This is a genomic window from Ruegeria sp., from assembly GCF_965199275.1.
Taxonomy (GTDB): Bacteria; Pseudomonadota; Alphaproteobacteria; order Rhodobacterales; family Rhodobacteraceae; genus Ruegeria.
Map to the genome: position 1 here is coordinate 458,668 of NZ_CBDAQX010000015.1, position 12,999 is coordinate 471,666.

A 12,999-nucleotide genomic window follows, 5' to 3' on the forward strand; every position below is an offset into this window, starting at 1 on the left:
GTGACCGCCCTGAAGCTGAGCAAAGTGTGTAAATCCTTCGGGCCAGTTGAGGTGTTGAAGAACATCGACCTGACGGTCGAGGAAAACGAATTCGTGGTCTTTGTCGGCCCCTCGGGCTGCGGGAAATCGACCTTGCTGCGGGTAATTGCGGGATTGGAGGATGCGACCTCGGGCACGGTCGAAATCGACGGCGAGCAGGTCAATACCGTGCCACCGGCGAAACGCGGGCTCGCGATGGTGTTCCAGTCATACGCGCTATACCCGCATCTCACGGTGCGTGGAAATATGGCGCTTGGGCTTAAACAGGCTGGGCACCCGAAGGATGAAATCTCGCGCCGCATTTCCGAGGCCAGCCGGATGCTGTCGCTTGAGGACTATCTGGAGCGCCGTCCCGCCGAACTCTCAGGCGGCCAACGGCAACGCGTCGCCATCGGACGTGCGATTGTGCGCAACCCGAAACTGTTCCTGTTTGATGAGCCGCTGTCCAATCTGGACGCCGCCCTGCGCCTGAACACACGGGTCGAGATCGCCAATCTGCACCGACAGATTGACGCCAGCATGATCTACGTGACCCATGATCAGACTGAGGCGATGACACTCGCCGACAAGATCGTGGTTCTGCGGGATGGACGCGTGGAACAGATCGGCAGCCCAATGGACCTCTACAACAACCCCGCCAACCGCTTTGTGGCCGAGTTCATCGGCTCCCCCGCCATGAATTTTGTCCCGGCGGATATGATCGGCGGACCAAAGGGCACCTATTTCGGCATCCGTCCGGAATACGCCACCCATTCTGAAACCGGGGCTCTATCCGGCACCGTGGTGCATGTGGAAAACCTGGGTGCGGATACGAACATCATGGTCGATATCGGGACCGGAAAACCCTTCACCATCCGCGCCTTCGGTCAACACAGGGTTGAACCGGGCGCGCAGACAGGGATCGCATTCGATCAGGCAAACGTCCTCGCTTTTGGCGAGGACGGGCAGAGACTTTAGCGCTACGCGTCTTCCCCAAGCTCTTTGACGGCGGCCAAGAGGCGGGCGATTTCCTGTTCCGTGTTATAGTGACAGAAGGAAATGCGGATGCAGTCCGATAGCCCCAATGGCCCCAGCACATTGCCCGAGTAATGGTCGGCCTTGCGCGTATGGGTTCGAATGCCCTGCTGGTTCAGCGTCTCGACTACATCCTCGGATGCTTTGCCTTTGACCACAATCGACACCAGCCCCTCTCGCGCTGGGTTGTCGGCCCCGGCCAGAATGGTGACGTGATCCATATCGCGCAGACCCGGCAGGTTGCCCGTGCCGTTGATTGCGGTGTTGGTCAGATGGGTTTCATAGGCGTGAATGGCACGACCCGCAGCCTCAATCCGCGCGCGCGGGTCAGTCTCGTCCGATACTTCTCCACCCAGCCAGTCGAAATAAGACACCACATCCGAGACCGTCGCGTAGGAACCGGTATCACGGGTTCCGAACTCCCACCCTGTCGCGGGGGCGTCGATCAGCATGTCATGCGGCGTATGGGTCAGCCGGTCAGAGATCCACGCAATCCCGTATCCGTGGCGCGAGAACACTTTGTAAGGTGAGATCGCATAGCCATCGACGTTGTAGGCATCCAGATCGAGCTGCCCATGGGCCGCGTGCTGGATGCCGTCGACGATGATCATGCAATCCGGCGCAACCGCCCGGATCGCGGCCGAGATCGCAGCCACATCCATACCCATGCCGGTAACGGGTGAGGCATGCAGGATCGTCGCCACCGCCACATCCGGGGTCATCAGTGCGGCGTAGTCGTCGGGTGTAACCAGACCGGTATCGTTGTCATGGAGCACGTTCACATAGTCCAGCCCAGCAATCTCGGCCCAGCGGCGCGCGGCGCTTCGGGTGGCTGGGTGTTCGATGGAGGAGCCAATCACTTTGACCCCCTTGGGTGCGGCCAAACACGCAGTACGGATCATGCGGAACAACAGCTCGGTCCCGCTTTCGCCAGCAAAGAACTGACCGCCAGAGGCGTTCATGAACACGCCTAGATCCTGCTTGGCTTTGTTGATCACATTTTGCGTACCCTGCCCCGCAGGGTTGATACGGCCCGGATTGTCCGGGATCGCCGCATAGAAAGCCGAGGTCTCAGCCACCGATTTCAACGTCAGGGCGCCGCCTGCATTCTCAAAGAAAATGCGTTCGCCCTGAAACGGGCACGTGTCGACATGGGCGAACCTGTCGCGAATGGCATCAATAAGCGCGGGGTTGTCTTGGATCATGGGTCAGTCCTGTGGAAAGTCAGAGCGTTCGGACAGCTTGCACGGGCGTGCCGAACAGATCGAATTCAAACACCGGTTTTGTCTTCATGACAAGAAAAAGGGCCGGTTGAAACAACCGGCCCTTCTGCGTCAGTTGAACCGAGGGATCAGTTCGAACCGGCGTTCAGCTTTTCGTTCTGCTCGCGCAGCGTGTCCGAGATGATCGCGTACCATTCGCCGGACTGGCGCATCTCGTTCAGACCCTTGTTCATCATCGCGATGTATTCGCGGGCAAACGGGTTCGAACGGTGGGCCATGAAGCTCATCGACGAGAGAGTCGAAACATAGGGGTTCTCGACGATATCGTCCGATGTCAAACCCATGTCATTCATGGTTGAGGCAAACAGCTCAACCTCGAATGCAGCAACGTCTGCTGTGCCGGTGAGAACGGCATCCAGGCATTCACGCGCTGAGTTGGGATGAATCAGGTTCAGATTTTTGCCGTTCAGGCCAACTTCTTCCAGAACAACCATGCTCCAACCCGCCATACGGCAAAGGGTTGCGCCTTCGAGATCCGAAAACTCTGTTGCGGCGGCGTATTCGCTTTCAGGCAGCGTGAAGAAGCCACCAACAACGTCGTAGATCGGAACAGACGCCACGAACTGCGTGCAGCGGGCTTCGGTTGCCTCAGACCACTCGTAAGAGCGGTTTGTACAATCGGGCAGCGTCCAGGCGATTGAGATGTCGAATGCGCCCAGCGGCAGCAGAGTGTCCAAGTGCGAAGACCAGTCATCCACGAAGCTGACCGAGAAGTCGCGGCTGTTGCCGGCACGCTGCAGGCTGGTTGTTGCCAGACGGGTCATGATGCCGCCACCGCTCAGGGATTCTGTCGTGAACGGTTCCCAGCCGTTGCCCGCAACCAGTTTGATCGGCGGTGCATAGACGTTCGACCGTTTCACGCTGGCCGCACGCTGTTCTTCCGCCGCGATGATTTCCTGCGCTGATTGACCGTTGGGCAGGCTTCCATCCTCACACGGCAGAGCCAGGACCAGACCGGGCTCTAGCGAATTGGGGTTGGTGATCTCGTTGCGGTTCGCGTTGAAGATCGGCTGATAGTTAGATGTGCCGTAGGCTGCGATCGCGATGGTTGCCATCGTGTCGCCGTCCTGCACGGTGTAGTTTGAACAGGCTTCCTGCGCTGCTGCAGCACCTGCGGAGAGTGTGAGGACGGCGGTTGCCGTCATCACTTTGGTATTGAGTTTTTCTCTTAGCATTTTTTATTCCTCCCATAAGTTGGAATGTGGAGATGAGGTTTCAGTTGATTGCGTCTAGCAGTCTTTCGTTATGCTCATTCAGGCTATCCGAGATGATGGCGTACCATTCCCCGGTTTCACGCATTTCGTTGAGGCCTTTGTTCATCAGGGCAAGGTATCTTTGACCCTGAGGATTGGACCGGTGAGTGATGAAGCGAAGGGACGACAGCGTCGAGACATAGGGGTTCTCGACCAGGTCGTTGGCGTTGAGGCCCATTTCGCTCATGGCGTCTGCGAACAGCTGCAATTCGAACGTGGCGATGTCGGCTGTTCCAGTGATGACCGCATCCAGGCATTCCCGTGCGGTGGCGGGCTGCACAACCGTCATGGTGTCGTCGCGCAGCAAACCTTCTTGTTCCAGATCGTGCAGAGGCCAGCCTTCCATACGACAGATCGTGGCGCCGTGCAGATCATCAAAGCTGGTGGCTCCGGCGTATTTGCCTTCGGGCACGCTGTAGAAGCCGAACACAATGTCATAGACCGGGGCCGAGGCGTGGAACTGCGTGCAGCGAACCTCGGTCTCCCATGACCATTCATAGCTGCGGTTGGTGCAGTCGGGGATATTCCAGGCCATCGACACATCAAACGCACCCAGCGGCAGCAGGGTTTCGATATGCGAGTTCCAGTCATCCACGAAGCTGATCGAGAATTGCTCGCTATTGCCACCACGCTGCAGCGTTGTGGTGCCCAGACGAGTAATGAAACCGCCACCGTTCAGGGTTTCATCCGCGAACGGAGCCCAGCCATTGCCGGTCACCAGTTTGATCGGCCGTTTGAACGCACTGCTCTGCGCAGAATTTGCAAAACGTTCCTGCTGCGCCGCGATGATGTCGCTTGCGCTCTGACCGTTTGGCAGGTTTCCGTCCTCACAAGGCAGGACCAGAGACAGCCCGGGATCCAGCGCGTTGGGGTTGCTGATCGCATCGCGGTTCGCGTTGAAGATGGGCTGGTAGTTGGACGTGCCATACGCGGTCAACGCGATGGACGCCATGGTATCGCCGTCCTGTACGGTATAATTCGTACAGGCTTGTTGGGCGGCAGCGGCTCCGGCACTGACCGTCAATACGGCAGCGGTTGTCAACGCAACATTTTGGAGCGTGAAGTTGGGCATTCGGTGTTTTCTCCAGATAAAATTTGAGATGGCTTTTCAGTTTTTTCAGCCGTTTTCCATTTGATAGCGAAGAGCGGATGAGACGATGTCTCGCCATTCGCCGGATTGCTGCATGATCGCCAGACCCTTGTTGAGCGTTTCCAGAATCGCTTCTCCGTCCGGGTTGTCCTTATGCGTCATGACATTCAGCGACTTGATCGCCGCCAAATTCGGGTTCTCGACAATGCGGTGCTCGTAACCAAGGCGACCGATGGCTCCGTCGGCGAGGTGCGCTTCGATTGCGACAATGTCGGCCTCGCCCGTCATCACTGCTTCAAAGCACTCGTCCGGCGATTCCGGGCGCAGCAAGGTGATGATCGGCTCGTACAGGCTGACCGCATCCATGTGCGACAGCGACCAACCTTCGGGGCGGCAGATCGTGGTGCCGGCGAAATCAGCGTAGCTGAGCGCTTCGACATAGCTTGTGCCTTCGCGGGCGAAGAACGTGTCGACCACTTCGTAGAACGGATTCGAGAAGTTGTAGGTCTCACAGCGGTTGCGGTCGTTTTCGGACAGCGCCGCGGGTTCTTCGCAATTCGGACGCGACCAGGGGAAAGTTCCGTCAAACGCAAGCGTCGGCATCACAAGATCCAGATGCGAGTTCCAGTCGTTGACGAACTGAATCTTGTAGGCCTGCTCGGGCGCGGCGCGCAGCATCGCGGTTTCCACCAGATGCGTATAGAGGCCACGGTGCGGCAGTGCTTCGTCGGTGAAGGGTTGATAGTCGCCGCCGGTGATCAATAGCACCTGACGGTCGCGCACCTCAGGGCGTTCGCCCGTACCGGCGTCGCGGATCAGGGCGGCGCCTTCGGCGCGTGCGGCCTCAATTTCCTCACGCGCGGCGGCCTTTGCTTCAACCACGGCCTGTTCACTGACCTGCTTGGCCTCAGCTTCGGCGGCGGCCACACGGGCTTCGGCCTCGGCGATCGCCTGTTCTGCACGCTCTTCGGCAGCTTTGACCAGCTCGGCAGCCATTTCGGCGGCCAGACGCTCGGCCTCGGTATCAGCCAGAACCGGAGTACGACCGATATCTTCAAGGCAGGGCATTGCCAGCACGTCACCGACCCGAATGATGTTCGGATTGGATCCAATCACATCGCGGTTGGCGTCAAAAATGATGCGGAAATCTTCCGTCGCATAGACCTGAATCGCCAGCTCTCGCAGACTGTCGCCGCGCTGAATCTCGTAGTTCGAGCACGCCTCTTGCGCGGATGCTGCACCTGTAGCCGCCGCCAGGGCCAGGCTCGATATGATCAATGTGTTTTTCATGGGTCCCGTTGCTTTGCCTTATTATTGTTTCGCAAGTTTCACGACTGCGATTGAGAGGTTGTCTTGATCAGGGTTGTTCTTCTCCAGCACTGCCTGCTGCAATGCCTCTGCGATTTCTTGCGCCAATGCCTGCGCGTGGTTGCTCACAACCGTCTGAAGCTCGTCATCGGTCAGGGTCTGCAGGCCGTCACTGCCGAGGATGAGGATATCTGCGACCGTCATTGCCAACGGATCTTCCGGGCAATCCACTTTGGGAATCGCGCCGCCCATGATGACCGACGTCAGCTGATTGCGGTCCGGATGAGACCGCGCCTGCGCTTCGGTCAGCGTGCCATCGGCAACCTGCGCGTCGATCATCGGCGCCATCGAATGGTCTTCGTTGATCTGCATCAACGCGCCGTCCCGAAACAGGTAGAGCGGGCTGTCGCCAATCGAAATCCAGAACAGACGCTGCCCCAACAGCAAGGTGCCCAGCAAGGTGGACCCCATGTTGCAGCCTTCGCCCTGTTCTTCATTGCGGTTCGAAATCAATGCGTTGGCCTGCATGGCCGCCAATGGCAGTGCATCTATCGCCGCGCGTTCTGACAGAGTGTCGCTTTCCAGCTCGGCGTCCAACGCCTCGCGCCAGGCAGCGACAACGAGGCTTGAGGCGACCTCACCGGCCTCATGCCCGCCCATACCGTCGGCAATCACGACATAGCCTGCATCCGCCGCATCGAACATACGCGCAGCGATGGCATCCTCCTGCGTGTCCCGCTGACCCTGGTTCAGGATCAGCGCAACGTCATATGCCGGAGTCGCGAGCATCTATCAGGAATCCCGCCAATCAAAACCTTCGTCACAGAAGGCCATGAAACGGATCGAGGTTTCGCTGATGCGGATCAGATCGCCATTGGACAGCGCCACGGTGCTGAGTACCGGCTTGCCATTCAGGCGCACCAGATTGGCTTTGCCGCCGTGACCGAGATAGCATTTGCGATCTTCCGGGTCATAAGCAATCACGGCGTGGTTGCTGCGCGAAATGCCAGTGTCGCCGAAATCCAGCTGGATGGCCTGATCATCGTTGCGTCCGATCTGCATCAGACCTTCGGTCAAGGTGATGCTGGACCCACGGCCAGGGCCTTGGGTCACAACCAGCCAACCCACCGGGAAGGTCTCTTGCGCGGCTTCGGTCTTGGCCACCGGCTCGGCGGTTTCGATCAGGTCCTGAACGTGGGTATCTGCGCGTTCGAAACCCAGGAAAGTGGTCTTCACACGCGAACGGCGGTCCTCGGCTGGGGCCGTAGTCGGCACTGGAGTCGGTGTCGGCTCAACCGATGCGGCCTGCACCTCGGGTTCGGGCTGCGGTTCGGGGGCTTCCGCCACCGGCTCCTGAACTTCGACCTCAGGCTCGACCGGCGCGGCGGTCGGTTCCTGAGTAGGTTCGACTGCGACAGGTTCGATCACTTCGGGCTCTGCCGCTTCGACCTCATCCTGTACCGGCGTTTCGACACGCTCGTCTTCGGACAGATGCAGGCTCACGATCTGCTCGTCAGCTTCCGGTTCGTCAATCGTTGCTTCCTCGGCCAGCTCTTCGGTCACCGGAGCCTCTTCTACGAAGATGGACGTCTCTTCCTCAGTGTCCTCAGCCACGTCCTCGGCATCCGAAAACTCGGGCATCTCGCCTTCAGCGGTCAGCTCATCCTCTTCGTCATAAGTCTCTTCATACGCCTCAGAGGCCAGATTGCCGCCGCCCAGCGCCGCGCGTAGCGCGTTGAAATCCGCAATCGGTTCGGGCTTTTCCTCGGCCGGGGCTGCTGCCTCAGTCGTTTCTTCTTCTTTGGCTTTGCCGGCACCTTCTAGAAGCCGGCTGAGAGGGCTTTTGTATTTGAACATGGTGTCGACACCTTCAACTTGTTGGCACGCAATTCTGTGCCGTTTCGATACCCGCATCACGACTGTCCGCGCTGCGGTCTTCAATCTTGAAACCAGGAAACTTTTTACCTTTCTGCGTCGGGCCGGATCCCGTCAGGGTGGCTGTCTTTTCGGGAGCCACCCTCAGCAAACACACGCTGGCAGATTACGTTCGAACCGGTCTGATCACTCCTGCGCAAGAGGCATGGTTGCGTTGGCATCGGCACCGTTGCGCGATACCGCAAACTGCGCCTGAGGCTGTTCGCCCGAAACCAGTTGCGCCAGCACCGCATCGAGGCTTTCCGGTCCTTCGAACGCAAGACCCGTTTCGGCCTCGCTGACCAGAACATCCCCAGATTGCAAGCTGCCCGACGCGCCCTCGGGCACCTCTGTCACGACTGTCTGCCAACCACCGGCCCCATTGCCGTTGACGCTAAAGCCGTAGCCGTTTTCCAACCCGATCGTGCGGAATGCAGGCAAAGCGAGCAAACCATTCTGCGCTCGTGTCTCACCCAGAGGACGGTAGCGCGCTGCTACGCGCAGATACCCGTCGGGATCCACCTGCAGATTCTCAAGCACCTGTGCCGCAAAGGAGGCATCGTCGCGTACCGGCTTGCCATTCAAAGTAAAGATGGTGGCCCCTCGCTGAACCCAGTCGCCGATCACCGACATATCCTGATTGGCATCCACGCCCGTGATCGAGAACATATTGCCGGTCGAGGCGCGACGGCGGGACGTGTCAAACGGAACCTCAACATCCCAATGCGAGAACGCAACCTGAGCCTCGGCCAGATTGACCGGAGCTGCTGGGGCCTCAGCCTCAGGCGCGGTCACTTCCGGCGCGGCTGTGGATTCTTCGTTCGCGACTGCGGTTTCTTCGGGCGTTGCTTCTTCGATCACCGTTTCTGCGGGGGCTGCTTCTGTGGCAACCGTCTCCGCAGATTCAACCGGCTCCTGCTCGACAGGCTGCACTGCAGCGCTGACTTGTTCCAGTTCCTGTGAAGGCTCTTCAGTTTGGGCCGGTTCGACCGCCGCCGTTTCGGTTTCCACCGCTGCGGTTGCGGGTTCCGCCGCTTCCGTCGCAGGGGCCGCTGCCGCGGTCTCGGCCTTGTCCGCATCACCGGACATTATCACAAACCCGCCTGCGGCCAGAGCAATGGCCACAACAGCCAAGCCTGCCAACAGCTTGCCATTGCCGCTTGATCCGCTTTTGACAACGGTATCAACGGCAACCGCAGGTTCCTCGCGGGGCGAGAGCTTGGACAGATCCTCTTTGGCCTTGTCCTCATTGCCCATGACAATGTCGGAATTGCCCGCCAACAAAGCGGTCACAACCGCCTCGGCATTTTCGCTTTCGGCCTTGATCCGGGCTTTCTCGGCCTCTTTGTCTTCGCGGTCCATGCCGACGATGACCGAAACCGGACGATAGGCGAATGTATCGAACATCACCCCCGGCCCGCGGAACATGCGCAACCAGTCCAGCGCCGATTGCAGACGGTCGGTGGCGTGAACCTCCATCGCCTTGTCGATCGCTTCCAGGAAACCTTCGGGGTAGCCTGTCAATCGGCATTGAATAATGACCCCCCATCGGCGTCCAAATTTGACCCCCCTTGGAGCTAAGAGGGGCGTTGAGGGGGTCGTGTTTAGGTTGATTCAGGAGGGGGTGGACAGCAGGTCAAACCGAAAAGAGAGCGTAGCTCGACTGAAGGTTTGACCTGCTGTCTGTTTTGAATTTATTCCCCGATTTCGAGGTTAGTCGCGGTGGTTAATTCGCCAGCTTTCGTTCCCGGTTTCGATGATATCGCAATGGTGTGTCAGTCGATCCAGGAGAGCAGTGGTCATTTTGGCATCTGTGAACACACTCGGCCATTCAGCAAATGCGAGGTTGGTTGTTAGCAGAATAGACGTTCGCTCGTACAGTTTGCTGATGAGATGGAAGAGTAATCGTCCACCAGACTCTGCGAACGGCAGATAACCGAGTTCGTCTATAATCACGAGGTCGACGCGGATCAGCTGCTCGCTGAGCCGCCCGGCGTTGCCTTCGCGATGTTCAGCCTCCAGCTTGTTCGCGAGATCCACAGCGCTGAAGAACCTGACCCGCCGGCGGTTATTGACCGCGTGGCCCCCGATCGCTGTTGCGAGATGCGTTTTGCCCGATCCGGTTCCACCGACCAGCACGCCATTCCTGGCCTGGTCCATAAAATCGCCGTCATGAAGATTGCGCACGACTTCCTCGTTGACGGGGCTGACCGTGAAGTCGAACTCAGGTAAGGACTTGCAGACCGGGAACTTTGCGGCACCCATCTGATACCGGATCGAGCGCGCAGTCTTTTCGGCCAGTTCGGCCGTGAGGAGTTCGGCCACGACCTGTTGGGGCCGCCAGTTGTTTTTGGCTGCGGCCTGCATCACTTCGTCAAAGCAGTTGACGATGCCTGGCAACTTCAGTTGACGGGCAAGTTCGAGAATTTCCTTACGCAGTTGCATGGGAGCCTCCAAGCCTGTCATAGCGAGCGCAATCCGCGATCGGTGCCATTTTCAGCTGCAGGTGGGCAGGCGGCTCAATCGCCTTTGGCGGCGGGGGATTGGTGCGCCGAGAGACAATGTTCAGGATCGCATCGGCCTTGCGCAGGCCAGATTTTAGAGCTTCTTCGCAGGCAGCCTCGACCACATCAATGTCGTGCTGGTAAGCAGCGAAAAGAATATCGGCAAGTTGCCGGTCTCCGTCGGATGTGCCCCGCAGATGGGTCCAGATCTGCGTCATTGCCGGTGGTAGGTCCCAGTCACGGAACGGTGCTCCATTGCGCAGAGCGCCAGGCTTGCGCTTGAGGACGGGCACATAGTGCCAAGGGTTGAAGATCGTTTTTCCTCGGCCGAAGCACCGTTCGTGCTCTCCGACAATCTCACCGTCTTGGCGCAGGACAATCCGCGTGGCGTAGACCTGCAACTGGACCTGACGTCCAACAGCTCTTGCCTCAACGCTGTATTTGTTTCTTTCGAAGTTGATCAGGCAGGTTCGGCTCACGGCGACCGTCTTTTCACGGAACCCGACGAAGGGCTTCTGCAGATGCGTCAGCAGCGGCTTTTCCTGCTGGAACTCCTCCCAGACCGTCACCTCCAGGTTTTCCGGATGCCGCAGTTCTTTTGCGCGTTTGATCGCGTCTTTTTGCAGCCGGGCATTCAATTCATCGAAGTCGGCCACCTCCAGACGCGGTGTAAAACTATAGGCGCGGCTCTCCTTGACCAGATTCTCAACCTGACCCTTCTCCCAACCGGCCGCGCGCGTACAGGCGATCGGGTTCACCAGATGATGAGAACACATCCGGGAGAATGCCTTGTTGAACTTTCTTTCCTTGCCCGACAGGATCGCATCGACGGCGGTCGTCATGTTATCGTAGATCCCGTTGATGCAGCCTCCACCAAAGAATTTGAAGGCCTCGTCGTGGGCATCAAAGACCATCTCCTGCGTCTCGCGCGGATAGGCAATGGAGAATGGCATGCGGCTATGGCAAAGTTTGAAATGGGCAACCTTCACGGTCGTGAGTGCACCGTCCATCAAAACCGTCTCCACACTCCAGTCGAACTGGTACGCCTCCCCAGGATCAAAGATCAGCGGGATGAACGCCTGCGCCTGTTGTCGGCCGTGCGCAATGCGCCAATTCTTTGTGTAGCGTCGAACACTGTCATACCCGCCGCCAAAACCATCATCGGAGAGTTCCTTCCAGATTTTGGTCATCCGCTTGCGGTGTTTCTTCGGAAGCGCCTCGTTCTCCTCAAGCGTTTCATCCAGACGCGCGCGCCAAGGCCCGAGCACCGGGTATGGCTGCGATTTGCGCTCATATTTGAACTCCGTCACTCCCGATCGGATTATCTTTCGAACCGTTGCACGGCTCAAATTGAGCGAACGGCAAATTTCCTTGATGCTCTTTTTTTCGATCAGGTGTAAGCGACGCACTTTTCTAATAGTTTCCACGCAAATCATCCCGCTTGCCTCTCCATCGACTGCTCAATGAAAAGGATGTCTACAACCATAGGGAGGGGTCAAATTTGGACGCCGATTTCCCCGCTTAGGGGGTCAAAATTGCACGCTTTTCTACAGGTAGCCCTCAAACCGTCCGGTCAGCGGGGTATAGGGGTCTTCCTGACCGTTGTTGAACGCATTCAGGCGGCTTTGACCGTCAATCGGACGCTCACCGCTGATCGCGTGATACAGCGTTGCCGCCAGCACATAGAGGTCGCTGCTGGGGCCTTGCTCCGCGCCGCGCACATAGAATTCATGGGGCGAGTAGCCATCCTTGATCACCCTCAGTGTCAACAGCGCTGCCGACTTGTTCGCCGCCTGCTCGCGTGCCGCGCCAAAGTCGATCAGAACCGGATCGCCATTCTCATCGATCAGGATGTTGTCGGGGGAAATGTCCCGGTGCAGCATGCCGCTCTGATGGATGAACGAGACCGCCGACAACATCTTTTCGGTCACCTGAACGATGAAGTCAGGGCCGCTTTCGTTCTCGGGCTTGTCCATGTAGTCCAGCAGGTCGCACCCGCGGATCAGGTCCATGGCGATATAGGCGGTGTTGTTATCCTCGAACACCTGATGCACATCGACGATGTTGGGATGCACCAGCCGCGCGTGGTTGCGCGCTTCCTGAATAAAGAGGTCCACGATCGCGCGCAGGTCTTCGGAGTAGGACGGATCGGCGGCTTCGACCAGGTCTCCATCGCGACGGCAGAGCGCGCCGGGGAAACATTCCTTGATCACCACGTCCCGCTCCAGGCTGTCACGGGCCAGATAGGTGATTCCGAAGCCACCATTGCTGAGATAGCTCAGGATTTCATACTGCCCCCGCAGGAGCTTGGCTCCGGGTTGCAGGCCTTCAATTTTTGGTTCGTCGTGCGATGCACCGACAGCCTGGTTATGGCTCATTTCAATCCGCCCGTATTTCTCAAATCGCGGTACAGAAAACTGGGCAATCAGCCCGCGAACTCATAACCAAAAACAACCGCAGGACACTTGAGTCCGGTTAGACGTTTCAAATTTGACTTTATTGGGGCCGCCGCATGGCTTCACTATGGATCGTTTTTTCTTCAAATCAATATATGGTGCCGCTTCGCATCGCTATGCCCATATGTGGTAAAATTG

General features: G+C 58.3%; 11 protein-coding genes. 1 reads left to right on the plus strand and 10 read right to left on the minus strand.

Annotated elements, in window-relative coordinates:
- Complete coding sequence (locus tag ACOERD_RS13445) at positions 1 to 996, plus strand: ABC transporter ATP-binding protein (protein WP_170471518.1); 996 nt, start codon at positions 1 to 3, stop codon at positions 994 to 996.
- Between the two features lie 2 nt (positions 997 to 998).
- On the opposite strand, the gene ACOERD_RS13450 is transcribed toward ACOERD_RS13445, so the two are convergent.
- The 10 genes from ACOERD_RS13450 to ACOERD_RS13495 all read right to left on the minus strand — a co-directional run bounded on the left by ACOERD_RS13450 (position 999) and on the right by ACOERD_RS13495 (position 12,783).
- Entirely contained in the window at positions 999 to 2,258 is a 1,260-nt protein-coding gene (locus ACOERD_RS13450) for an aminotransferase class V-fold PLP-dependent enzyme (RefSeq protein WP_419739355.1), read from the minus strand.
- Between the two features lie 146 nt (positions 2,259 to 2,404).
- Complete coding sequence (locus ACOERD_RS13455) at positions 2,405 to 3,511, minus strand: LysM peptidoglycan-binding domain-containing protein (protein ID WP_170471522.1); 1,107 nt, start codon at positions 3,509 to 3,511, stop codon at positions 2,405 to 2,407.
- A gap of 40 nt (positions 3,512 to 3,551) precedes the next feature.
- Positions 3,552 to 4,661, minus strand: coding sequence for a LysM peptidoglycan-binding domain-containing protein (locus tag ACOERD_RS13460; protein ID WP_419739356.1), 1,110 nt, complete (start codon positions 4,659 to 4,661; stop codon positions 3,552 to 3,554).
- A 45-nt stretch (positions 4,662 to 4,706) separates the two neighbouring features.
- Positions 4,707 to 5,969 (minus strand): peptidoglycan-binding protein LysM, encoded by a 1,263-nt coding sequence (locus ACOERD_RS13465; RefSeq protein ID WP_419739357.1) that lies wholly within the window; start codon positions 5,967 to 5,969, stop codon positions 4,707 to 4,709.
- Positions 5,970 to 5,990: 21 nt separating this feature from the next.
- Positions 5,991 to 6,776 carry a PP2C family protein-serine/threonine phosphatase gene (locus tag ACOERD_RS13470; protein WP_419739358.1) on the minus strand — a complete coding sequence of 262 codons (786 nt, stop codon included), beginning with the start codon at positions 6,774 to 6,776 and terminating at the stop codon, positions 5,991 to 5,993.
- A 3-nt stretch (positions 6,777 to 6,779) separates the two neighbouring features.
- The gene (locus ACOERD_RS13475) at positions 6,780 to 7,844 is read right to left on the minus strand and encodes an FHA domain-containing protein (protein WP_419739359.1); all 1,065 of its coding nucleotides are present in this window, start codon (positions 7,842 to 7,844) and stop codon (positions 6,780 to 6,782) included.
- A 204-nt stretch (positions 7,845 to 8,048) separates the two neighbouring features.
- Entirely contained in the window at positions 8,049 to 9,425 is a 1,377-nt protein-coding gene (locus ACOERD_RS13480; RefSeq protein WP_419739360.1) for a hypothetical protein, read from the minus strand.
- Between the two features lie 189 nt (positions 9,426 to 9,614).
- On the minus strand, positions 9,615 to 10,346 hold the full coding sequence (gene istB, locus ACOERD_RS13485; protein WP_419737606.1) for an IS21-like element helper ATPase IstB: 732 nt from the start codon (positions 10,344 to 10,346) through the stop codon (positions 9,615 to 9,617).
- Positions 10,333 to 11,841: an IS21 family transposase gene (istA, locus tag ACOERD_RS13490; protein ID WP_419737605.1), complete on the minus strand. Its 1,509-nt coding sequence runs from the start codon at positions 11,839 to 11,841 to the stop codon at positions 10,333 to 10,335. The genes istB and istA overlap by 14 nt, the downstream gene beginning before the upstream one ends.
- A 111-nt stretch (positions 11,842 to 11,952) precedes the next feature.
- Complete coding sequence (locus tag ACOERD_RS13495) at positions 11,953 to 12,783, minus strand: serine/threonine protein kinase (RefSeq protein WP_419739361.1); 831 nt, start codon at positions 12,781 to 12,783, stop codon at positions 11,953 to 11,955.
- Between the last annotated feature and the right edge of the window lie 216 nt (positions 12,784 to 12,999).

Bases quoted from the DNA above. Each gene is read 5' to 3' on its own strand.
- ACOERD_RS13450 (WP_419739355.1), bottom strand. From the start codon at position 2,258: ATGATCCAAGACAACCCCGCGCTTATTGATGCCATTCGCGACAGGTTC.
- ACOERD_RS13455 (WP_170471522.1), bottom strand. From the start codon at position 3,511: ATGCTAAGAGAAAAACTCAATACCAAAGTGATGACGGCAACCGCCGTC.
- ACOERD_RS13460 (WP_419739356.1), bottom strand. From the start codon at position 4,661: ATGCCCAACTTCACGCTCCAAAATGTTGCGTTGACAACCGCTGCCGTA.
- ACOERD_RS13465 (WP_419739357.1), bottom strand. From the start codon at position 5,969: ATGAAAAACACATTGATCATATCGAGCCTGGCCCTGGCGGCGGCTACA.
- ACOERD_RS13470 (WP_419739358.1), bottom strand. From the start codon at position 6,776: ATGCTCGCGACTCCGGCATATGACGTTGCGCTGATCCTGAACCAGGGT.
- ACOERD_RS13475 (WP_419739359.1), bottom strand. From the start codon at position 7,844: ATGTTCAAATACAAAAGCCCTCTCAGCCGGCTTCTAGAAGGTGCCGGC.
- istB (WP_419737606.1), bottom strand. From the start codon at position 10,346: ATGCAACTGCGTAAGGAAATTCTCGAACTTGCCCGTCAACTGAAGTTG.
- istA (WP_419737605.1), bottom strand. From the start codon at position 11,841: ATGATTTGCGTGGAAACTATTAGAAAAGTGCGTCGCTTACACCTGATC.
- ACOERD_RS13495 (WP_419739361.1), bottom strand. From the start codon at position 12,783: ATGAGCCATAACCAGGCTGTCGGTGCATCGCACGACGAACCAAAAATT.